Below are 22285 nucleotides of genomic sequence, written 5' to 3'. Positions count from 1 at the left end.
ACGAAGGCCTGGCCGGTGGGCCCGACTCCGGGGGCTTCACCGGTGCCGCGGGCGAACACCACCTGCACGTCCGGACATTGGGCGGCGGCGGAGGGGAGGAGGGAGCCGGTGATGGCCGACGCGCTGAGGCCGGACGCGGCTACTACTGCTGGACCGAGAAAACGAGCTATTTGACGTGCGATCATGCCGCAATTGTGCCCAGAGAAGCTTCCCGCTAAACAGGTCAAACCCGGGAAATTACTGCGAATTCACACAACACCGTCCACCCCGCGGTATCCGGGCCGAGATGGCTTGCGCGCGTCGGTCATCCGGCTGCGCGGCGCCCACCGCCCCGGGGCCCGCGCCGGCGAACGGCGCAACGGCGGGGCGAGGCGCACCGGCGAACCGCGATGTGGTCTGCTACCTATGACGAGTCGAGTGCACGGTGAAGCCATCCGCCGATCCTCGACATCCGGCTCGAGTGGATGCAGCGGCGATGTTGAACGTGATAGTGCAGGCCCTCAACAAGGTCACGGACCACGTGGCCAATCCGGCGCGAGTATCGGATCCCGACAGGTTGCGCAGCGCCGTCACCGGTAAGACCGCGCTGGTTACCGGCGCCTCCTACGGGATCGGTGAGGCGACGGCGCGCCGGTTGGCCGCCGGGGGAGCCACCGTGCTGGCGGTCGCCCGGTCCGAGGAGCGCCTGGCCGACCTGGCGGCGTCGATCAACGCCGCGGGCGGACGCGCGATCGCGTACCCGACCGACCTCACCGACGAAGCCGCCGTCAGCGCGCTGACCAAGGAGATCACCGAGGAGCACGGCGCGCTGGACATCGTGGTCAGCAACGCCGGAAAGTCGTTGCGCCGCTCGCTGCATCACCAATACGACCGGCCGCACGACTTTCAGCGCACCATCGACATCAACTATCTCGGGCCCATCCGGCTGCTGCTGGGGCTGCTGCCGGCCATGCGCGAAAGCGGCCGCGGGCACGTCGTCAACGTGTCCAGCGTCGGCGTGCGCGTCGTGCCGGGGCCGCAGTGGGGCGCTTACCAGGCGTCGAAAGGCGCCTTCGACCGCTGGCTGCGCAGCGTCGCCCCGGAGCTGCACGCCGACGGCGTCGACGTCACCTCCGTCTACTTCGCGCTGGTGCGCACCCGGATGATCGAACCCACGCCCGTCCTGGGCCGGCTCCCAGGCATGTCGGCGGACCAAGCAGCCGACGCGATCGCCAAAGCGGTGATCGAGCGACCGCGCAGCAACGAACCGCCCTGGGTGTTGCCCGCCGAGGTGGCGTCCGTGCTGTTGGCCGGCCCGGCCGAACGCGCCGCCCGGCTGTGGTACCGGCGGTTCTTCTCCGATTCCGGCGGCCCGGAGGCCCGGCGATGAGCAACGAGGGCGTGGTCGGCACCGCGGCGCGGGCGTTGCTGCGATCGCGACTGCTGACGCCGCCGTCGCCCCTGGCGACCCTGCGGGTGCTCCGCGAGGCGCGGCGGGGCGGCACCAACCCGTACACGCTGCTGGCGGTGACGGCGACCCGCTGGCCCAACCGGGCGGCGATCGTCGACGACGATGGCGCTTGGGATTACCGCGAGCTGCGGTCCGCGACCGACTCGCTGGCGCGCCGGTTGTCCCGCGACGGTGTCGGACCCGGCGACGCCGTGGGCGTCATGTGCCGCAATGGACGCGGTTTCATCGCCGGCGTCTTCGCCACCGCAATGGTGGGTGCCGACGTGGTCCTGGTCAATACGGAGTTCCGCAGCGACGCCCTGGCGTCCGCGGTGAGCGCGCACCGGATCACCGCGATGATCGCCGACCACGAGTTCGGCGAGCGGGTCCGCGCCGCCGACGAATCAGTCACCCTGATCGACCCGGCGACGGCCACCACGGAGGAGGGCGACGAGCGGCCCGACGTGTCCGCACCGGGCCGGATCATCCTGCTCACGTCCGGCACCACCGGCACCCCCAAGGGGGTGCCCCGCTCGCCGCAGCTGCGTTCGGCGGTGGGCGTGTGGGTGACGATCCTCGACCGCACCGGCCTGCGCACCGGTTCGCGGATCTCGGTGGCAATGCCCATGTTTCACGGGCTGGGGCTGGGCATGCTGATGCTCACCGTGGCCCTGGGCGGCACGGTGCTCACCCATCGTCACTTCGACGCCGAGGCGGCGCTCGCGCAGGCGTCGCTGCATCGCGCCGACGCGTTCACCGCGGTGCCGGTGGTGCTCGCGCGCATCCTCGCCCTGCCCGACCGGGTGCGTACGCGCAACCCGGTGCCGTACCTGCGGGTCGTGATGTCGAGCGGGGACCGGCTCGACCCCACCCTTGGCCAGCGGTTCATGGACGCCTACGGCGACATCCTCTACAACGGTTACGGTTCCACCGAGGTCGGCATCGGCGCCCTGGCGACACCGGCCGAGTTGCGCGAAGCGCCGGAGACCGTCGGGCGGCCGGTCGCCGGCTGCCCGGTGCGCATCCTCGACAAGAACGGCAGGCCCGTCGGCCCGCGCGTCACCGGCCGCATCTTCGTCGGCGGCGAGCTGGCGAGCGAGGGCTACACCGGCGGCGGGGCCAAGACGGTGATCGACGGCATGACCAGCACCGGCGACATGGGCTACCTCGACAACGAAGGCCGGCTCTACATCGTCGGCCGCGAGGACGACATGATCATCTCCGGCGGCGAGAACGTCTATCCGCGCGCGGTCGAGAACGCGCTCGCCCAGCACCCCGCCATCGCCGACAACGCGGTCATCGGCGTTCCCGACGAGAAATTCGGCCACCGACTGGCCGCGTTCGTGGTCTTGCGGCCGGGCAGCGACACCGATGAGGAGGCACTGCGGGAGTACCTCAAGGGCAAGGTCTCCCGATTCGAGCAGCCCCGCGACATCAACCTCGTGGCCACCATTCCGCGCAATCCGGCCGGCAAGGTCGTGCGCAAGGAGCTGTCCGGCTAGCGGCGAAAGCCTCAGTCCTGCTTCGGTTCCAGCGCGGCCACCCGCTGCGCCAGCCAGTTGGGCGCCAGCACCGAGACGACGGTGGCGCCCGCGGTGGCACTGATGACGCCGGTCCAGGCGACGGGGCCCAACGGTGTGCAGCCGAAGAAGTGGCTGACGCCGGGGGTTTGGACGATGGCTACCAGGACGCCCGCGCTGCCCAGCGCCGTGCCCAGCACCAGCGGGCTGTGGCGGCGCGTCAGCAGGGTCTGCGCGAGCTGGGTGGTCACCAGCGCGGTGAGCCCCATGGTCGAGGTGCGGCGTTCGGTGCCCGGAGTCCAGCGTCCGATGGCCCAGGCCGCCGTCGCACCCGCGGCCGTGACGGCGCCCCGGGTGACGATCTGCCGCATCAGCGGCGCGTCGAGGGAGGGCGAGGGCCCGGAGAGCGTCGCCAGCTGGAACGCGCGATGCAGCTCCTCGGCATCGCGGTCGACGCCGTCCTCGGCCTCTTCGGGCTCGGGGTATTGCGGGGTGACCGCGACCGCGAGCGCGGGGAACATGTCGGTGAGCAGGTTCACCAGCAGCAACTGGCGGGTGCCCACCGGCGCCCTGCCGGTGCCCAGCGCGGTCCCGATGAGGGTGAACAGCACTTCGCCGACGTTGCCGCCGACCAGAATGCTCACCGCGTCGCGTACCCCGCCCCACATCCCGCGGCCCTCGACCAGCGCGTCGAGCAGCACACCCAGATCGTTGTCGGTCAACACGATGTCGGCGGCGCCGCGGGCGGCGGACGAACCGCGACCGCTCACCCCGATGCCCACGTCGGCGATCCGGATGGCGGCCGCGTCGTTGGCCCCGTCGCCGACCATGGCGACCGCCTGCCCGCAGTCCTGCAGCGCTGCGACGATCTGCACCTTCTGCTCGGGGCTGACGCGGGCGAAGACCTGGACGTCGGCGGCGACCTTGGCGCGGTCCTCCTCACCGAAGGCGGCGAGTTCGGCGCCGGTGATCTCCCGCGCGTCCGCGGGCAACCCGAGTTGCCGGGCGATCGCCCGGGCGGTCACCGGGTGGTCGCCGGTGATCAGCACGACCCGCCGGCCGGCCTGCACCAGCGCCTCGATCAGCGGCCGCGCCGACGCGCGGGCGGTGTCGGCCAGGCCGACGTAGCCGATCAGCTCGAGGTCGTGCGCCGCGACGTCCACGGCGTCGACGTCGGTGTCCTCCTCGCTGGTCCCGTGCTCCCACCGGCGCTGGGCCACCGCCAGCACGCGCAGCCCCTGCTCGGCCAGGCGCAACACCAACGACTCCGCGTGGCCGGGGCCGGCGTCCGCATCGGCGAAGCGGCAGCGCGGCAGAACCTCCTCCGGCGCGCCTTTGAGCATCAGCATCGGCCCGCCGTTTCCACCGGTCACGCCGATCGCGGCCGAATACCCGCGGCTGGATTCGAAGGGCACCTCCGCGAGCACGGTCCAATCCGAGGCCCATTGCGCGTCAACGGAATTCGCGGCGTTGAGGATCGCCTCGTCGGTGGCGTGCGCGTGGCCGCCCCCATTGTGCGGCTGGGTGCTGCTGCGCGCGGCGGCCCGCAACACCGCGGCGGACTCCGGCGCGCTGACTTCGGGGAATGCGCCGTCCGCGCTCGCGTCGTGCGGGACACCGCGGACGACGCGCAAACGGTTCTCGGTGAGCGTGCCGGTCTTGTCGAAACACACCGTTTCGACCCGGCCCAGGGCCTCGACCGCCCGCGGCGTGCGGACGAGGACGCCGCGGCGCGACAACCGCTGGGCGGCGGCCAGCTGGGCCAGGGTGGCCACCAGGGGCAGCCCCTCGGGGACGGCGGCCACGGCGATGGCCACCCCGTCCGCGACGGCCTGCCGCAGGGATCCCTGATGCAGCAGGGCCAACGCGGTCACCGCGGCGCCGCCGGCCAGGGTCAGTGGCAGGACCTTGCTGGTCAACTCCCGCAACCGGGCCTGCACCCCGGCCGCCGACTCGACGTCGGCGATGGCCGAGATCGCGCGCTGCGCGGCGGTGCCCGCACCGGTCGCCACGACGATCGCCCGGGCGTGCCCCGCCACGATGGTGCTGCCCTCGAACAGCATGCTGGCGCGGTCGGAGTCGGCGACGGCGACCGGCTCGACCTGCTTGTCCACCGGCAGCGACTCGCCGGTCAGGAAGGACTCGTCGACCTCGAGGTCCTCGGCCACCAGCAGGCGCGCGTCCGCCGGCACGACCTCCGGGGCGGCCAGGTCGATGATGTCGCCGGGCCGCAGCGATTTCGCGCTCACCGACACCGTCCGCTCGACGGTCCGGGCGGCCTCCAGCCGGCGGTGCGCGGTGGCGACCGTGGGCAACACCACGCGCCGGGCGTACTGGTCCTGCTCGGCGAAGAGCTCGGCGACCGCGGCCTCGGCCCGCAACCGCTGGACGCCACCGGCGACCGCGTTCGCGGTCATCACGCCCGCCACCAGCAGCGCGTCGACGCTGCTGCCGACGATCGCCGAGGCCGCCGCACCCACGGCCAGGATGGGCGTCAGCGGGTCGGCCAGCTCGGCGCGCGTCGCGGTGAGCAGCCGCCCCACGCGGCTCGCCGGCCCGCGCAGCGGCGCGACCACCGGGTTGTAGGACAGGTCGTCGAGGAGCTGCCGCCAGGGCGCGACGCCGGGCTCGACGGCCAGGGGGCGGGTGCGGCTGGCCAGCCGGGAGTAGACGATCTCCGGGTCCAGGGCATGCCACGCGGTCAGCGGCTGGGGTGTCGGGTCGGCCAGCCGAAGCACCCGCGAGGCGGCGAAGCTGCCCTGCATCAGCGCGGCCGCGGCGGCGGCGTTCACCGGGTTGAGCCAGCGCTGCACGGCGAACGGGCTCAGGGTGCGCGGGTCGCCGGTGACCAGCAACAGCCCCGCCAGGGTGCTGCCGCCCTTGGCCAGGCGCACCGCCGACTCCGTCGCCTCCCGGGCCACCGGCAGCGCCGAAAGGATGCGCACCGCGGCGGCCAGGTCCGTGCCGGTGATGATGTCCGCCGTCCAGGGCGTCGCGGCCTGGGGGTCGTCGAGCGCGACGCCGACGTCGGCGATGGCCAACGCGGCCAAGGTGTCGGTCGATGCGAAGTCGCGGTGCAGCGCGGTGATCAGCAGCACCGGCCCGCGATCCGTGCGCAGGTCGCGCACCAACTGCAGCAGTGGCGTGCCCGGGGGGTGGCTGACGGCGACGCTGGCGGTCAGGTCCTCGGTGCCGGCGACGTGGCGCAACACCACCCGTGCACCGGTCCGGTGCGCGATCTGCAGCAGCGGGATGGCGAACGGGTCGACCTCCCAGCCGACGTCGACGCTGCCGACGCGTTCGCCGTCGACCACCAGATCGGCGTGCTCGAGACCCTGCGCGGGCGTCGCCGACGAGCCCTGCGCCCGGACCCACCGCAGGCGCGCGCCCGTGGCAGGCAACTCGTCGGGATCCGGTTCGGGGGCCTCCTCACCGTGCAGCAGCGCGTCGGCGACCTCGTAGACCCGGTCCTCGTCCCATCCGGGTACGTCGCCCCGCGCCTGCAGCACGGCGCGGTTGTCGCCCCGCAGCGCGGCGCCGTCGACGACGACCACCTTGACCCGGTCCAGCCGCCGCAGGGCGCCCGGGTCGAGGAACAGTTGGCCGGCGTTGGCCAGTCCGCGGCCCAACACGGCCGCGAAGGCCTGCCGGCCCGTGTGCGCCGCCCTGGGCACGCCGGCCAGCAGGGCGCCGGCCGCATCCTCGGTGCCGCCGCCGGCCAACAGCGCACCTGCGGCGGCCACCAGCGAGGCGTTGGCGGCTTGGTCGGCGTACTCCTCCACCGGCCCGGCCATCGATCCCTTCGCGGTGTCGATGGCGGCGTCGATGGCACCGCCCACCACCACGTGGGACGCTTCCCCCGCGGCGGCCGCCGCCGAATTATGCCGGGGCGCTTGCGATTTCGGCCCGGCCGACGATATGACGGGGACCACCGGCGCCTGCGGGCGACTGGGCGAGGCCAGCTGCGGTTCGCGTTCCCGCCAGCGCTGGCGATGCGCCGCCGCCTCGGATACCTGCAGGCTGCGTTGCGCCAGATCCAGCAACGGTGTGCCGACCGCCTGCGTCAGCCCGTTGGCCAGCGCGGTGGAGGCGCTGAGCGCGATGTCGGTGCCGACGCGACCCAGCCGCGACTCGAGCACGGCGACGACGCGCGGTTGGTGGTTCAGCAGCGCGGCGGCGGCGCGGGCACTGCGCGGCGCGACCGGGAGCCGGCCCAACCAGCCGGTCACCGCGGCGCCGACGGCCGCCACGTCCATCGCCGCGGCGCTGAACGGGACCAGGATCGCCAACGGGTTTCCCGGATCGGCGAACGGCGCGGTGCGCGGCGCGTCCTTGGACGTGACCAGCCTCAGGTCCGCCGCTACGCCGCAGACCGTGTCCCGGACCCGGTCCAGGACGGCGTCGCCGTCGGCCTCGTTGTCGAATTCGATCACCAACCGACCGAGGGCGCCCTCGACGTGGGCGGAGGCCACTCCCGGAATCCGGCGGACGGGTTCCTCCACCGCCGGCGCGTGCTCATGCCAGCCCGGGAACGGCAGCAACGGATCCAGGTCCAGATGCACCCGCCGCCCGCTCTGCCAGCGAATCGGCGGCGTGACGGCGGGACCGGAACCGTTGGTGGGACCGGTCAATCCGATTGCCCGGCCGGTCGTTTGGGCCATCGACTGCACCACCGGGACGGCCAGTTCGGCGACCGGGCTGGCCAACGTCTGCAGCGCACCCGCGGCGCCCGCCGCGGTGGACACGCCGGCTCGCACCACCTGCGCCGCCCCGTCGGTCATGCCGGCGACGACGCTGGCAACGCCCGGAATCCTCACTCGGTCACCCTTCGATTGCGTCTACCGCGCCTAATGATCCTGGGGCGCAGGGGACCTGTCCACATTTGCCATGGTGGACCCTGCGACCACACCGAGGACTCCGGGGGTTTGGGCCTTCTTTCTCCTGACCGGCGGTGCAGTCGCGTCCCTGCGGACAGGTTACCGGCTGGGCGGAAAACCAAACCTGCTGAACAGGCCGGGGTCCAGGAAGACGGTGATGGTGGCGACCCCGCTGGCGCCGGTTGTGAGGACGTGAATGGAGTGGGCACGCAACGTCCCGTCGGCGCCGCGGCGGTACTCGGCGACGGCGGGTTGCGTGTTGGCGGCCGTCGGGATCATCGCGATCTCGCCGGGCTTGGCGAACGCGCGCGCGGCGAGGAATCTCAACACCGGGTCACGGCCGGTGAACCAGACAGGGAGAGGTGGCATTTCGAGCTTCACGTCCGCTTGCAGCAGCGCGGTGAGGGCGGCCATGTCCGCGTTCTCGAATGCCGCGCAGTAGCGGTCGAGCAGCGCTCGGCGCTCCGCGTCGTCGGGTTCCGAGAGGTTCTCCTCGGTGGGGGAGAGCTCGGCGAGGTGGGCCCGCGCCCGCTGCAGCGAGCTGTTGACCGCGGCGGGTGTCGTTTCGAGGAGCTCGGCAACCTCCGCGGCGCTGAACTGCACCACGTCGCGCAGGATGAGCACCGCCCGTTGGCGGGCGGGCAGCTCTTGCAGCGCGGTCATCACGGCCAGTCGCAGGCTCTGTCGCGCGGCCACGTTGTCCTCGGGGGTGGGGAACATCAGCGAATCGGGGATGGGTTCCAGCCACTCGTGCACGCCGGTCGAGTCGAGTCCGGCGTCGGGGTCGATCGATCCGTCGCCGAGCCCGGCCGGCAGCACCCGGCGCGCGCGGTTCTGCAGCGCCCGCAGGCACGCGGTCGTCGCGATCCGGTAAAGCCAGGTCCGCAGCGCCGCGCGTTCCTCGAATGCCTGGTAGCCACGCCAGCCGTTGAGATAGGTCTCCTGGACGAGGTCCTCGGCGTCATGCACGGACCCGAGCATGCGGTAACAGTGCGCGATCAGCTCGGCGCGAAAGGGCGCCGCCTGCGCGATGAAGTCCTCCTGGGCCGGCACGGCCCCTCCTGTCTCGGCTGGGTTCGAACGCTACTCCAGTACAGAGACACCGGCCGGCTCGAATTCATCGGCGCACCGGCGATGAATTCGGGCGGCGCGCCGCATCTCAATTGGTGAATGCACCTTCCGTTGAGAGCGAGGACGAACATGAACGAGCCCCTGACATTCCCATCGGGTGGCCTGGCCGGCACCACGGCGATCGTGACCGGAGCGAGCCGCGGATTCGGCCGCGCCATCGCGGGCGCCCTGGCGGCGGCCGGCGCCGAGGTGATCGGCGTCGCGCGCGGCGTTTCCGGTCTCGAGGACGCGCGCCGCGAGCTCGGCGACGCCTTCATCCCGGTGGCCGCCGACGCCGCCGATCCCGCGACGGCGCAGCGGCTCATCGACGAATACCGGCCGCGCACACTGGTTCTCTGCGCCGGGGCCGCGCCTCACATGAGCCCGCTGCAGGAGCAGAGCTGGGACAGCTTCAGCCAGAACTGGAATGTCGATGTCGCGCAGGCGTTTCACTGGACCCGATACGCGCTGCGGCACCCGCTCGCACCCGGCAGCTCGGTGATCGTCATGTCCAGCGGCGCCGCCCTCGCCGGGTCACCACTGAGCGGAGGCTACGCGGGGGCGAAGGCGGCGGTCAGGTTCATCGCCGGCTACGCCGCCATCGAGTCGCAGTTGGCCGGCCTGGGCATCCGCTTCGTGTCCGTGCTGCCGCGGTTGACGCCGGCGACCGACCTCGGCGCCAAGGCAGTCGCGGCGTACGCCGATCGGCAAGGGGTCGACGTCGAGTCGTTCGTGCGGGCCGCCGGGCCGGCGCTCACCGCCGAGCAGGTGGGCCGCTCGGTCCTGGCCATCGCGACCGAGGACTCCGGGACGCAGGATGCGTACCTGCTCTCTTCTGCAGGCCTGTCGGCGGTGGCATGAGGGCACGAAACTTCAAGGAGGACAACGACATGCATACACCCGCTATCGTATCGGCCCGGGATTGGGCCGCGGCGCGCGAAGAGCTGCTGGCGAAAGAGAAGGAAGTGATGCGGGCCCGCGACGCCCTGGCGGCGGCGCGCCGGCGGATGCCGTGGCTGGCCGTCGAGCGGGAGTACGCGTTCGACGGACCCGACGGCCGGGTCGACCTGCTGGGCTTGTTCGCTGGACGGCGCCAGCTGATCGTGTACCGCGCGTTCTTCGAGCCGGGCGTGGACGGCTGGCCCGGCCACGCGTGCCGCGGCTGCTCGATGATCGCCGACCACGTGGGGCACCTCGCCCACCTGAACGCCCGCGACACCACCCTGGTGTTCGCTTCCCGGGCGCCACAAGTCGACATCGCGCGGCTGAAGGCCCGGATGGGATGGCAGATGCCGTGGTACACGATCACCGACGGCTTCGACGCCGACTTCGGCGTGGACGAATGGCACGGCACGAACGCGTTCATCCACGACGGGGGCCGCGTGTTCCGTACCTACTTCATCAACAACCGCGGTGATGAGGCGCTGGGCAACACCTGGAGCTACCTCGACATGACCGCGCTCGGGCGCCAGGAGAACTGGGAGGACTCGCCCCCCGGGTATCCGCAGACGGCGCCCTACGAGTGGTGGGAATGGCACGACGCCTACGGCGAGCGCGCGCCGGCGCGGTGGTTCGGCGATCCCGATCCGGACAATCCCAGCGACCCGCGTCCGGCGCGCGGCCGCTAAATGCGGCCGACCGCTATTTGCGTTTCTCGCCCGAATAAACACGAATGCGCGGTAGCCGTCCAACGGCTACTCGCGCAATATTCGGCTGGGTAAATTAGGGCTATAAGATTCGGTGGTTCGCCCTGTTGACGTGGTATCCGGCCGGGAAGGACTTCTCGATGACCTGCAGCTGGTGGTCCACCCTGGATTCAAGCTCGAGGACCACGCAGCTGTCGCCGACGGCCTTCGATTCGAGGACTATGTACCGCTGGCCGCAATCCATGATCGGATCACCTGAGTGCAATGTTTCGACGGGCACCAATTCCGGGGTTCCGTTTGATTCCACCCATCACACGGTAGGTCAAATTCGCGAGTGAGGGAATAGTTTGCTCGCCGCACGGGCGATTCACTGCGCGCCGGGCTGCTTGAAGAACACGCTGACATGAGAGATCAGCCCGTCATCGCCGCGCTCGAAGAGTAGGCATTCGGGCCACCGCTTGGCGGCGCCGTCGATGACGAACGACTCCGTCAACTCCACGTACGACAGGCGACTGTCGACATGCGAGACCCGCTGCACCTCCAGCCGATGGCCGTCCAGGTCGGTCAGCACCTTGCGCAGGTAGGCGACGTAGTGCTGCTTGCCCTCGACGACATCGCAGAACGGCCCCTCGCGGATCAGCCCCTCGTCGGCGATCGTTGCGGCGAGCCCGTCCCAGTCGTGTGCGGCCAGGCACTCCAGGTAGCGTTCGACCACTCCGGTGCTCATGTCGACTCCACGCAGAAAACATTAGGCGCAATGGGGTGGGCGGAAAACAGCTTTGCTAAAGCGCTGCGCCCGGCCCGCCGGCGCGGGCGAGAATAGGGCGATGAGCGCACCCAGCCCACCGGATTCGCCGCCCGCGGCGCCGAGTTGCTATCGGCATCCGGGACGCCCGACGTACGTCCGTTGCAACCGCTGCGAGCGCTACATCTGCGGCGACTGCATGCGCAGCGCCGCCGTCGGTCAGCAGTGCGTGGAGTGCGTCCGGGCCGGGGCGCGGACGGTCCGGCAGCCCCGCACCCGATTCGGCGGACGGCAGCGCTCGGCCCCGGTGCTCACCTATGCCCTGATCGGGATCAACGTGGCGGCCTTCGTGCTGCAGATGGCGTCGGGGAACTTGGAGAAGCAGCTCGCGCTGTGGCCGCCGGCCGTCGCCGACGGCCAGTTCTACCGCCTGGTCACATCGGCGTTCCTGCACTACGGCGCCACGCACCTGCTGTTCAACATGTGGGCGCTGTATGTGGTGGGCCCGCCGCTCGAAATGTGGCTGGGCCGACTGCGTTTCGGCGCGCTGTACGCGCTGAGCGGGCTGGGCGGCTCGGTGCTGGTCTATTTGGTGTCACCGCTCGACACGGCGACGGCGGGCGCCTCGGGTGCGATCTTCGGCCTGTTCGGCGCCACCTTCGTGGTGGGTAAGCGGTTGGCCTTCGACGTCCGCTGGGTGGTGGCGGTGATCGCGATCAACCTCGTCTTCACGTTCCTGGTGCCGTTGTTCAGCGCGCAACGCATCAGCTGGCAGGCGCACGTGGGCGGGCTGGTCACCGGTGCGCTGGTCGCCGCGGCCTACGTCTACCCGCCACGGGAGCGGCGCAACACGATTCAGGCCGCGGTCACCCTCGTCGTGCTGGTGGCATTCGCCGTGCTGATCTGGTGGCGCACGGGTCAGCTCCTCTTGGAGTTCTCCGCATGAGCTGGTGGGTTGCCCACTCCGAGCACACGCTGACGGAGGAAGTGCCCGCGCCCCCGGGCGAGGTTCGCGACTTCTATGTGGATTTGAACAACATCAAGCTGGTGCACCCGCTGATCGTGTCCGTGGAGATATTGTCGCGCAGCGAAACCCCGGCCGGGGTCGCGCTCAGCTACCGGGTGCGGGACCGGATTCCGTTGGGGCCGTTCACGATGACCATCACCTACCGGGCACGTTTGCAGGTGCCGGAGGAGGGCGACGTGCTGACCGAGGCGGACCAGTCGCCGGGGGTGCGGCTGCGCGGCCGGGTGAGTTTCGAGCCCACCGCGTCGGGCACACGCGTCACCGAGCGGATACGGATCGCCGCGCCCCGGCCGCTGGCCGCGATGACCGCCCGCGAAGCCGTGCAGGCGCATATCGCGATGCTGGCCGGTATCCGTCGCCGCTTCGAGACAGGCTGATCGGCGCGCTACTGGCCGCCCTTCTCGGGCGCGTAGCCCAAGATGCTCTTGATCTCCAGGTACTCGTGGAACCCGAACTCGCTCCACTCCCGCCCGTTCCCGCTGTGCTTGTAGCCGCCGAATGGCGCACTCATGTCGAACGCGTGGTTGATGGTCACCCAACCGGCCCGGATTCGGCGCGCCACCGCGCGGGCCTTGTCGAGATCGGCCGCCGAAACATAGCCCGCGAGGCCGTAATCGGTGTCGTTGGCGATATCGACGGCCTGGTCCAGGTCTTCGTAGCCGAGCACGCACAGCACCGGCCCGAAGATCTCCTCCCGTGCGATCGCCATGTCGTTGGTGACGTTCGCGAAGACGGTCGGCCGGACGTAGTAGCCGGTGGTCAGCCCGTCGGGTCGGCCCGGCCCGCCGGCGACGACGGTCGCGCCCCCGTCGATGCCGCTCTGGATGAGGCGTTGCACTTTGTCGAACTGCGCCTTGGATGCCACGGGCCCGATCGCGGTCTTGTCGCCGGGGTCGCCCACCTTCACCCGCCCGGCGGTCTCGCGCGCGATGCCGATGGCCTCGTCCATGCGTGAGTTCGGAACGAGCATGCGCGAGGGCGCATTACAACTCTGTCCGGAGTTCGGCATCATGTTGGCGACGCCGGCCCGCACGCTGTCGGCGAAGCCCGCGTCGTCGAGGACGATGTTCGGGCTCTTGCCGCCCAACTCCTGGGTCACCCGCTTGACCGTCGGGGCGGCGGTCTTCGCCACCTCGATCCCCGCGCGGGTCGACCCGGTGAACGACACCATGTCGATGCCCGGATGGCCCGCAATCGCCATGCCCACGCCGGGGCCGTCACCGTTCACCAGGTTGAACACCCCGGCCGGCACGCCTGCGGCATCGAGGATCTCGGCGAAGATGTAGGCCGAAAACGGCGCCACCTCAGAGGGTTTCAGGATCATGGTGCAGCCTGTCGCCAACGCCGGATATACCTTGACGGCGATCTGATTGAGCGGCCAGTTCCAGGGCGTGATCAGCCCGCAGACGCCGATCGGCTCCCTGGCGATCAGCGCCGCCCCGTGCTGTTCTTCGAAGGGGAAGTTCTTCAACACGTCGATCGCCGTGACCAAGTGACCGATCCCGAGTTGCACTTGTGGGCCCGCGGCCAACGACGGCGGCGCGCCGATTTCCTCGGTCACCGCGTCGGCGAGCTCGCCCGCGCGCCGCTGGTATTCGGCGAGGATGCCCTCCAGCAGCTCCAGCCGCTGCTCGCGGCTGCTCTGCGACCAGTCGGCGAAGGCTCGCCGGGCCGCGCTCACCGCCGCGTCCACATCCGCGGACGACCCGAGTGAGATCCTTCCACACACGTCTTCGGTCGCCGGGTTCTCGACGTCAAAGGTGTTGGGCTGGACCGGGTCGACCCAATGGCCGTCGATGTAGAACTTCAGGTAATCGCGCATGGCTCCTCCTTCGGGATCCTTGAACTATTGGGTGCCTTCGGCGTACCAGGTACGGAACTCGTCGTACTTGGGCATCTCCTCGGAGTTCGCCTTCGGGTCGATGCAGACGTGGACGACTGCGGTCTTGCCGCTCGCGTACGCTCGCTCGATCGCCGGCCCGATCTCCTCTTCCTTCTCGACGTACTCGCCGTGGCAACCGAAGCCCTCGGCGACCTTGTCGAGACGGACGTCCTTGCTCCAGTGCACCCCGGGCTGCGGCGACGGCTGGGCGAAGGTGCGCTTGTAGACGCCGACTTCGAGGCCCCACTGGTGGTCGACACCGACCACGCACACGAGTGGGAGCCGTAGCCGCGCGGCCGTTTCCAACTCCGCGATGTGGAAAAGGAACGCCGAATCGCTGGTCACCAGCATCACCGGGCGCTTGCCGCCCTCGGCGACCGAGGCCCCGACCGCGTACGGCAAACCGGTGCCGAGATGGCCGAAGTTCTGGTTCCAGATGACGTCTCGCGGTTTGGCCTGCGAGTAGGTCCAGCCGAAAATGACTGTCGCCCCGCCGTCGCGGACCATGATGCCGTCCTTCGGGAACGCCCGGGTGGCCTCGACGACGAAGCGTGCCGGGTGCACCGGCGTCCGTCCCGTCGGCGCGTTCTCCGCGAGCTGCGCCAGCTCCGCCGCGTCCTCGGCGATCCAGCGGTCGAGGTCGGCGGACGCCCTTCTCGGTGTGCCGCGAAGTGCCTCCACCAGCTGAGGCACCACGCCGCGAAGGTCGCCGACCAGGGGGACGTCGATCGGACGGTTGACCCCGATGGCCACCGGGTCCTGTTCGACCAGAACCCATTTGCGGTTTGCGTCGTTGGGCGCCCAGTGGCGGGTCCTGCCGTAATGACTCGGCTCACCGAGCTCCGTGCCGAGCGCGACGCACAGATCGGAATTCACCACCGCCTCGACGGCCGCCGGCGAGAATCCGTACGCGAACGTGCGGTCCTCGAGCCCGTCGATGAACGACGTGCCACCGGAGGTCTGGATCACCGGGCAGGCCATGAGGTCGGCCAGCTCCCGGACCGCCGCACCCGTGCGCGACGTGTGGACCCCGTGCCCCACCAACAAGATCGGGCTCTGGGCCGCCCGGATCAGCTTGGCCGCTTCGGCCACCTCGCGCTCACCCGCGGTCTGGTTGACGAGTCGATACCGGTGGGGCGGCAGTGGATCCGCCGCGTCGAGCTCGGAGAGGATGACGTGCGACGGGTACTCGATGTAGGCCGGGCCGGGCGTGCCGGACATGGCCCGGCGGATCGCCTCGTGGATGATCTCGTCGGTCTGGTCGGCGTACTCGATGGAGGCGCTGTACTTGACCGAGGGCGCGAAGAGCGGTTCCTGCCGGACGAACTGGATGCGGCCGCGCCGGACCCGGCGCTCGGTGATGCGGGCTCGCTGGCCGCCGATGAAGATCACCGGGGAGTTTTCCACCTTCGCGCACTGGATCGCCCCCGCGATGTTGGCCATGCCCGGTCCGAGCGTGCCGATGCACAGGCCGGGATTGCCCGTCATCCGCGACGCCGCCTCGGCCATGAATCCCGCGCTGAGTTCGTGATGCGGTGCGACCACCGACCAGCCACGGGCATCCGCCTCCGCGAACATGTGCACGAAGTTCGGGTCGGGGATGCCGAACAAGGTATTGACACCCTCGGCCTCGAACAGGTCCAGAATGCGCTTGTAGACGGGCACACCCATCTAGGACTCCTTTCCCTCGCGAGCAGACACAGACTCGCACTGTGGCGGGGCATCTCGTGCGATTCCGCGTCTGCTCGCGCCGATTTCGGCGAGCACTTCGGTGGTGTCGGCGCCGAGCTCGGGGGCGGGCCCCGCGACCCGCCCCGGCGTCCGTGAGAACCAGGTGGGCACGCCCGGGAAGCGCACCGGGCCGTGCGGGGTGTCCACGGTCTCGAACATGCCGACGGCGTTGAGATGCGGGTCATCGAACAGCGCGCCCGGTGTATTGAGCGGTGCGGCCGGTATCTCGAGGTCGCGGAACAAGGCCAGCCATTCCTCGGTAGAGCGCTGCTTCATCGTTTCGGCCAATAAGCCGTAGACGGCGTCGATCTGGCGGGCGCGCTGTTCCAGCGTCGAATGCGACCCATCGGCCCACGGCGGCTGCACGGCATCGATGAACGCGTTCCAGTGCTTGTCGTTGTAGATCAACGCGGCGATGTAGCCGTCGCTGGTGCGGTACGGGCGGCGGTTGGGCGCCACGGTGCGCGGATAGACCGCCGGCCCCAACGGGGGATCGAACAGTGCACCGTTGGCGTGTTCGACGAGCATGAACGAGGCCATGGTTTCGAACATCGCGACCTCGACCTCTTGTCCCTCACCGGTGCGCTCGCGGTGGAACAGCGCCATCGTCGTCGCGTAGAGCGCCGTCAGACCGGCGACCTTATCGGCCATGATGGTCCCGACGTAGTCGGCCTCGCCCGTCAGCTGTTGTTGCACCGCGGGCAGGCCGCATTCGGCCTGAATGGTGTCGTCGTATGCGGGACGGTCGCGTTCGGGTCCACGCCTGCCGTAGCCGTAGCAATTGGTGTAGATGATCCGCGGGTTGATCGCGGCGACCTCGGGGTAGCCGAACCCCAGCTTGGCGATCGCCTTGGCGCGCATCGAGTGGATGAACACGTCCGCCGTTTCGAGCAGCCCGCGCAGTGCGGCCGCGCCCGTTTCGGTTCGGAGGTCCAGCACGACGCTGCGCTTGCCGCGGTTGACGTTGACGAACACGCCACTCATGCCTGGTGCCGGGCCCACCGAGATGTAGCGGGTGTTATCCCCTTCCGGCGGTTCGACTTTGATCACGTCGGCGCCCATGTCGGCCATGATCTGCGTGCAGTACGGTCCCATCACCATGGCGGTCAGGTCGATCACTCGCACGCCGGCGAGCGGACCGGTCGCGTCAGCCATGCAGCGCTCCTTGATCGCTTGAGCGGTGCGACAATTCGAAGCTGTAGCGAATGTGCCGGTCGTGCCCGTCGGGCAGGACCGGGAAGATCAACGGCGCCTCCACGTATCGGATCGCCTCCAGGTGGCGGCCGACGTCTTCGATCGTCCAGGAGGGCCGGTAGACCCCCGGGCTTTCGGCGACGACCACCCGCGCCACCCGACCCGCCAGCGCGATGAACATCTCCCCGTTCACCGAGCAGGATTCGTGGGCGAGCCAAGCCGCGACGGGTGCAACGAGTTCCGGACCCATCGGCGGGTAGGCGGAGATGTCGATGCCGTCGGCCATCCTGGTCACCGCGGCCGGGACGATGACGTTGCACGCGACGCCGTCGGCGGCGCCTTCGAGCGCCGCGACGTTGGCCAGTCCGATGACGCCGGCCTTCGCGGCCGCGTAGTTGGCCACCCCGTGGTTGCCGTACAGGCCGCCGATCGACGACGTCAACACGATGCGCCCGTAGCCCGCCCGGCACATGAGCGGAAACGCCGGCCGCACAACGTGGAACGCACCGCGCAGGTGGACGTCGAGGACCGCGTCGAAATCCTCGTAGCTCATCTCCTTGAGCGACGCGCGACGGACGTTGCCGGCGTTGTGGATGAGGATGTCGATGCCGCCGTAACGTTCCACGGCGGTCTGGATGATCGCTTCACCGCCTTCGCGGGTCGCGACCGACGCGGTACACGCGACCGCGTCCCCGCCCGCCGCCGTGATCTCGGCTGCGACGTGCTCGGCCGGTCCGGGATCGCAACCCTCGCCGGTCAGGCCGCCGCCCGGATCGTTCACCACGACCTTCGCGCCACGCGCCGCGAGTAGCAGGGCATAGGAGCGGCCCAATCCGCGGCCGGCGCCGGTCACCACGGCGACGCGGCCGTCGAATCTCAGCTCTGTGGAAGGGGTCTCGTTCACGTGCCCAGGACCAGACCTTCCAGGTCGCCCCTGGCCCGCCAGACGCGCAGCAGGTCTTCGAAGGCGTAGAAGCCGGGGCCGTAGGGCTCACCGAGGTGGGACCGGATTCCCTCGCCGCCCCCGCCGCCTTCGTTGTTGTAGTAACCGGGCGTGCACTGAGCATCGAACGCCGAGTTGTCGACCGCCGTCTCGCGGATCGTCTGGCACCATGCGTCCTGAGCCTCCTGGCTGGGCTCGACGGTGGTCGCGCCGCGCGCCAGGGCTTCGGCGATGATGTAGGCAATGTGCTCGCCCTGCACCTCGTAATTGGCCGCGATGTTCGCGGAGATGCCGACCTGGGTGAACCCGGTATAGAACTGGTTGGGAAAATCGCGGCTGGTCATGCCGTGCAACGTCTTGTAGCCGTCGTGCCAGTAGTCGAACAGCGACAGCCCGTTGCGACCCTCGATCGTCTCGATCGAGTAGCGGCGGCTGATTTCGGTGGTGATCTCGAATCCGCTCGCGTAGATGATGCAGTCGACCTCGTACTCGACACCGTTTGCGAGAAGGCCCTTTTCGGTGGCGCGCTCGACCCCCTTGCTCGCCGACACATCGACCAGCGTGACGTTAGACCGGTTGAACGTTGCCAGGTAGTCGTCGTTGGAGCAGGGCCGCTTGCACAGGAACCGGTAGTAGGGCTTCAGCGCCTCGGCGGTCGTCTCGTCCTCGACGATGGCCGCCACGCGCCGGCGCAGCCGCTCCATGACCTTGTAGTCTTCCTCCTCCCGGATCGCGATGAACTGTTCGGGAGTCAGTGCCGCCGGATCGTCCAGGGCAAGGACCCGGGCGGCGGTGTTGCGCCCGAGCTCGGTCCAGAAGTCGCACACCAGATCCGGCTGGCCGAGCGCCATGCCCTCGAACGTCCAGGAGTGAAAGTTGCGCTGGCGTTCCTTCTGCCAGCCGGGTTTCAGGGTCTTGACCCATTCGGGATCGGTCGGCGCGTTGTTGCGCGCGTCCACGGTCGACGGGGTGCGTTGGAAGACGTACAGGTGTTGGGCGTGGCGGGCCAGGAACGGCACGATCTGGATCCCGGTGGCGCCGGTGCCGACCACGGCCACGCGCTTGTCAGCCAGCTTGTCCAGTCCGCCCTGGGCATCGCCGCCGGTGTAGGCGTAATCCCACCGTGACGAATGGAAGCTGTGTCCCCGGAAGTCTCTGATGCCGGGAATGCCGGGCAACTTGGGCCGGTGGAACGGGCCGGACGCCATCACGACGAAGCGAGCGCGAATGTCGTCGCCGCGATTGGTGCCGACGCGCCAGCGCCTGATGTCTTCGTCCCAGCGCAGATCGTGCACCTGGGTGGAGAAGACCGCCGAGTCGTAGAGACCGAAATGCTTGCCGATGTTCCGGCAGTGCCGGTAGATCTCGGCGCCGTCGGCGAATTTCTTCGACGGCATGAAGTTGAGCTCTTCGAGAAGCGGTATATAGCAGTAAGATTCGTTGTCGCACTGGATACCCGGGTAGCGGTTCCAGTACCAGACGCCGCCGAAGTCACCGCCGAGCTCGATGATCCGTACGTCGTCGACGCCCGCCTTCTTCAGATAGGCCGCCGACAGCAGGCCCCCGAAGCCGCCCCCGAGAACCGCCACGTCGATGTCCTCGTTGATCGGATCCCGAGGTGTGACGGGCGTGTACGGGTCCACCTCGTAGTAGCCGGCGAAATCGTCCTCGAGTTCGATGTACTGCTTGGAACCCTCTTTGCGCAGCCGCTTTTCACGTTCCTGCCGATACTTCTCCCGCAGCGTCTCGATGTCGGCGTCGTCCGGCGTCTGCGTCGGTCCGCAATCGTTTCCGAACATGGTCATGTGTCTTCAAGCTCCCGCGGTGCGCCGGTACCCATGTACTTCGACAGTTGGTAGTGCAGGTTGACGGTGCTGCGTTCGCGGTACGGGTTGGGCTTGGTGCCCGGAAAGCCCAGCGATTTCATGCCCTGCTGCACCGCGGCCATGTTCGAGAAATCCTGCGGCAGGACCGAACGCCACCTGGGATCGCCGACCGGCGTGTACTCCCATTCCGTCTCGGGCTCTTGGCCTTTCGGATAGAGCTCCAAGACCGACACCTCGAAGATGCACTTGTCGGGGTGGTAGCTGGGATGTGGTCGCGCGCCGTAGCACAGCGCACTGGTCAGGCCCTGCCCGATCTGGAAGTTCGGAAAGATCTGCCACGCGGTGCCGGCCTGCCCGAGGATGTCGGCGGGAATCGTCGGCCAGATCACGCCGCGGGCCGCGTCGTCGCGGCGCGCCGACGCCAGCCAGTGCTCGAGGACCTTGTCGGCCGGTGTTCCCTCGGGCAATTCGTCCACCAGCCGCTTGGCCGCGTTCACCAGGGTCTGGGTGGTGGTGGCGTTCGTTTCCTCCATCGTGTACACCTGCATCTCCGCGGTGGACACGCGAGGGTCGGCGCCGGTGCCGAGGCGGATCTTGGACTTGGTGGCCTCCATGTCGTCCGGAGCGTCATAGCCGATGCTGCTGTGTTTGCCCTGCGCCTTGGCCCAGCCCTTGAATTCGCCGAACCTGTTGAATTCGGGATGGGTGGTGTAGACGTGGTAGGTCTCGTTGAACGCCTCGAGCGCGACCTTCCAATTGCAGTCGAAGAACAGCCACTTTCGCCATTTGTAGCGCATGTTCTCGCACCCGAAGGGGTCGAGAATCTTCGCTGCGGGAAACAGGTAATCGGCCAGCGATTCGCAGTCGGGGTCCATGTTGACCCACAGCCAGCCACCCCACGTGTCGACCTTGACCGGCCGCAGGTGGGTGTTGTCGGGGGTGAGCGCCCCCTGCCAGTCCTGTTGTTCGCGGATGTGGGTGCACGCCCCGTCCAAACCGTATGTCCAGCCGTGGAATCCGCAGACGAACGATTTGCGGGCACGGCCGCGGGCGTTCTTCGCACCCTCGGGTGTGTCGATCACTCGGCGGCCGCGGTGCATGCACACGTTGTGGTGGGCGTGGAATTCGCGTGGTCCGGTGCGCACGACGATGATCGAGTCGTCAAGGATGTCGTAGGTCAGGTAGCTGCCCACCTCGGGCAGCTCTTCGACCCGGCCGACCTGCTGCCATACCTTCCGCCACAGCTTGTCGCGTTCGGCGCGCGCGTAGTCTTCGGAGATGTAGGCCTCGACGCCGATCGTGACGGGCCGCGAAAGTTCCTCGGCCGCTGCGGCGTTCACGCCCTTGGCGAGGTCGGTCATCGCATCCTCCTGATGGCCGCGCGGAAGGATTCGTCCTTGAGGAACAACGACGTGTTGTCGGCGTCGAGATGACTCCACTTGAGGTCAAGCCCGCCGTCGACGAGCAGCGTCTGGCCCGTGATGTAGCTGGAGAGTTCCGACAGCAGAAACAGGATGGCGCCCGCCTGTTCCTCGGGCCTGCCGCGCCTGCCCATCGCGATCGCCCGCCGATCCCGGTCCGGCTCGGAGTCGACATAGGTGCGCGAGGCGGCGGTCTCGGTGACGCCCGGCGCCACGGCGTTCACCCTGATGCCGGCCAGGGCAAGCTCGAGTGCCATGGTGCGCGTCATCGCGGCGATGGCGGCCTTGGCGGTGCCGTAGGCGATGTGGAAGGGCGCGGTGTTCATGCCGCTGATCGACGAGATCGACACGATCGATCCCGGCCGCTGCTGGGCCACCAGCTCGGCCGCCACGGCCTGGCTCATGAAGAACGCGGTCTCGAGGTTTGCGGCGAAAATCTCGCGCCAGTCGTGCCGCGTCACACGGGTCGACGGCATCCACGTCGATGGCGCGGCACCGCCGGCGACATTGACGAGCCCGTACAGGTTGCCCTCGGCGCGGCGCGCCTGATCGATGACCGCGGCGATGCCCTCATCGGTCGAGGCGTCGGCCGCCACCGGCACCACCGCCAGACCCTGACCGGCCAGCGGGGCGACATGCTCGTCGAGATTCTCCTTCGACCGGCTCACCGCGATCACGGTGGCGCCGGCCCGGGCGGCCATCGCCGTCACGGTGGTACCGATCCCGCCGCCCCCGGCGCCGGAGACCACCACGATGCGACCGTCGAGTCTGAGGAAGTCCTCCATGGCCTGCTTTCCCCTGCTGCGAACACCGGGCACGGGCGCAACGGGCTCTGCTGTCTACTGGTCCGGACAAAATATGGCATTCTGTCGTTCGGAGAATACTATTCCCATCGCCAGACTGGACTGTCAAGGCCGAGCAGAGCGCTGCCGAT

Annotated in this window: 17 protein-coding genes and 1 pseudogene; 6 read left to right on the top strand and 12 right to left on the bottom strand. The window is 69.4% G+C overall.

Going from position 1 to position 22285, the window contains the following annotated elements:
- A pseudogene (locus A5691_RS27055) lies at positions 1 to 185 on the bottom strand (cutinase family protein); the annotation flags it as partial.
- A gap of 290 nt (positions 186 to 475) precedes the next feature.
- On the opposite strand from A5691_RS27055, the gene A5691_RS02395 reads away from it, so the two are divergent.
- Positions 476 to 1369: an SDR family NAD(P)-dependent oxidoreductase gene (locus A5691_RS02395; protein ID WP_067749482.1), complete on the top strand. Its 894-nt coding sequence runs from the start codon at positions 476 to 478 to the stop codon at positions 1367 to 1369.
- The gene (locus tag A5691_RS02390; RefSeq protein ID WP_068017664.1) at positions 1366 to 2931 is read left to right on the top strand and encodes an AMP-binding protein; all 1566 of its coding nucleotides are present in this window, start codon (positions 1366 to 1368) and stop codon (positions 2929 to 2931) included. The genes A5691_RS02395 and A5691_RS02390 overlap by 4 nt, the downstream gene beginning before the upstream one ends.
- An 11-nt stretch (positions 2932 to 2942) precedes the next feature.
- On the opposite strand, the gene A5691_RS02385 is transcribed toward A5691_RS02390, so the two are convergent.
- Together A5691_RS02385 and A5691_RS02380 are read right to left on the bottom strand one after the other, a co-directional pair.
- Positions 2943 to 7766 (bottom strand): cation-translocating P-type ATPase, encoded by a 4824-nt coding sequence (locus tag A5691_RS02385; protein WP_068017662.1) that lies wholly within the window; start codon positions 7764 to 7766, stop codon positions 2943 to 2945.
- Between the two features lie 159 nt (positions 7767 to 7925).
- The gene (locus A5691_RS02380; RefSeq protein ID WP_067889529.1) at positions 7926 to 8879 is read right to left on the bottom strand and encodes a sigma-70 family RNA polymerase sigma factor; all 954 of its coding nucleotides are present in this window, start codon (positions 8877 to 8879) and stop codon (positions 7926 to 7928) included.
- 147 nt (positions 8880 to 9026) lie between these two features.
- Between A5691_RS02380 and A5691_RS02375 the strand changes: the two genes are divergently transcribed.
- Both A5691_RS02375 and A5691_RS02370 read left to right on the top strand, forming a co-directional pair.
- Entirely contained in the window at positions 9027 to 9797 is a 771-nt protein-coding gene (locus A5691_RS02375) for an SDR family oxidoreductase (RefSeq protein WP_068017659.1), read from the top strand.
- A gap of 29 nt (positions 9798 to 9826) precedes the next feature.
- The gene (locus A5691_RS02370; protein ID WP_068017673.1) at positions 9827 to 10564 is read left to right on the top strand and encodes a DUF899 domain-containing protein; all 738 of its coding nucleotides are present in this window, start codon (positions 9827 to 9829) and stop codon (positions 10562 to 10564) included.
- Between the two features lie 100 nt (positions 10565 to 10664).
- On the opposite strand, the gene A5691_RS02365 is transcribed toward A5691_RS02370, so the two are convergent.
- Positions 10665 to 10889, bottom strand: a complete 225-nt coding sequence (locus A5691_RS02365; protein WP_055404709.1) for a hypothetical protein — start codon at positions 10887 to 10889, stop codon at positions 10665 to 10667.
- A gap of 60 nt (positions 10890 to 10949) precedes the next feature.
- Positions 10950 to 11309: a nuclear transport factor 2 family protein gene (locus A5691_RS02360; protein WP_068017656.1), complete on the bottom strand. Its 360-nt coding sequence runs from the start codon at positions 11307 to 11309 to the stop codon at positions 10950 to 10952.
- A 100-nt stretch (positions 11310 to 11409) separates the two neighbouring features.
- Between A5691_RS02360 and A5691_RS02355 the strand changes: the two genes are divergently transcribed.
- A complete protein-coding gene (locus tag A5691_RS02355; protein ID WP_082950097.1) occupies positions 11410 to 12273 on the top strand; it encodes a rhomboid family intramembrane serine protease in 864 nt (287 codons plus the stop codon).
- Positions 12270 to 12731 carry an SRPBCC family protein gene (locus A5691_RS02350; protein WP_067749465.1) on the top strand — a complete coding sequence of 154 codons (462 nt, stop codon included), beginning with the start codon at positions 12270 to 12272 and terminating at the stop codon, positions 12729 to 12731. Before A5691_RS02355 ends, A5691_RS02350 begins: the two co-directional genes overlap by 4 nt.
- Positions 12732 to 12739: 8 nt before the next feature.
- Here the strand turns inward: A5691_RS02350 and A5691_RS02345 are convergent, their stop codons facing one another.
- From A5691_RS02345 to A5691_RS02315, 7 genes are read right to left on the bottom strand one after another with little or no spacing between them, the layout of a single operon-like run.
- A complete protein-coding gene (locus A5691_RS02345; protein WP_068017654.1) occupies positions 12740 to 14176 on the bottom strand; it encodes an aldehyde dehydrogenase family protein in 1437 nt (478 codons plus the stop codon).
- 24 nt (positions 14177 to 14200) lie between these two features.
- The gene (locus tag A5691_RS02340; protein ID WP_067749462.1) at positions 14201 to 15907 is read right to left on the bottom strand and encodes a thiamine pyrophosphate-binding protein; all 1707 of its coding nucleotides are present in this window, start codon (positions 15905 to 15907) and stop codon (positions 14201 to 14203) included.
- Positions 15908 to 17122: a CaiB/BaiF CoA-transferase family protein gene (locus A5691_RS02335; protein ID WP_068017650.1), complete on the bottom strand. Its 1215-nt coding sequence runs from the start codon at positions 17120 to 17122 to the stop codon at positions 15908 to 15910. It abuts the gene before it with no gap.
- Positions 17115 to 18065 (bottom strand): SDR family NAD(P)-dependent oxidoreductase, encoded by a 951-nt coding sequence (locus tag A5691_RS02330; protein ID WP_067749458.1) that lies wholly within the window; start codon positions 18063 to 18065, stop codon positions 17115 to 17117. Before A5691_RS02330 ends, A5691_RS02335 begins: the two co-directional genes overlap by 8 nt.
- The gene (locus tag A5691_RS02325) at positions 18062 to 19909 is read right to left on the bottom strand and encodes an NAD(P)/FAD-dependent oxidoreductase (protein WP_068017647.1); all 1848 of its coding nucleotides are present in this window, start codon (positions 19907 to 19909) and stop codon (positions 18062 to 18064) included. The genes A5691_RS02330 and A5691_RS02325 overlap by 4 nt, the downstream gene beginning before the upstream one ends.
- A complete protein-coding gene (locus A5691_RS02320; RefSeq protein ID WP_068017644.1) occupies positions 19906 to 21291 on the bottom strand; it encodes an SRPBCC family protein in 1386 nt (461 codons plus the stop codon). The genes A5691_RS02325 and A5691_RS02320 overlap by 4 nt, the downstream gene beginning before the upstream one ends.
- Entirely contained in the window at positions 21288 to 22136 is an 849-nt protein-coding gene (locus tag A5691_RS02315; RefSeq protein WP_068017640.1) for an SDR family NAD(P)-dependent oxidoreductase, read from the bottom strand. Before A5691_RS02315 ends, A5691_RS02320 begins: the two co-directional genes overlap by 4 nt.
- Between the last annotated feature and the right edge of the window lie 149 nt (positions 22137 to 22285).

Source organism: Mycobacterium sp. E183 (assembly GCF_001667735.1).
Lineage (GTDB): Bacteria > Actinomycetota > Actinomycetes > Mycobacteriales > Mycobacteriaceae > Mycobacterium.
The sequence above is the reverse complement of the archived record's forward strand: the minus strand, read 5'-3'. Positions and strand labels throughout refer to the sequence as shown.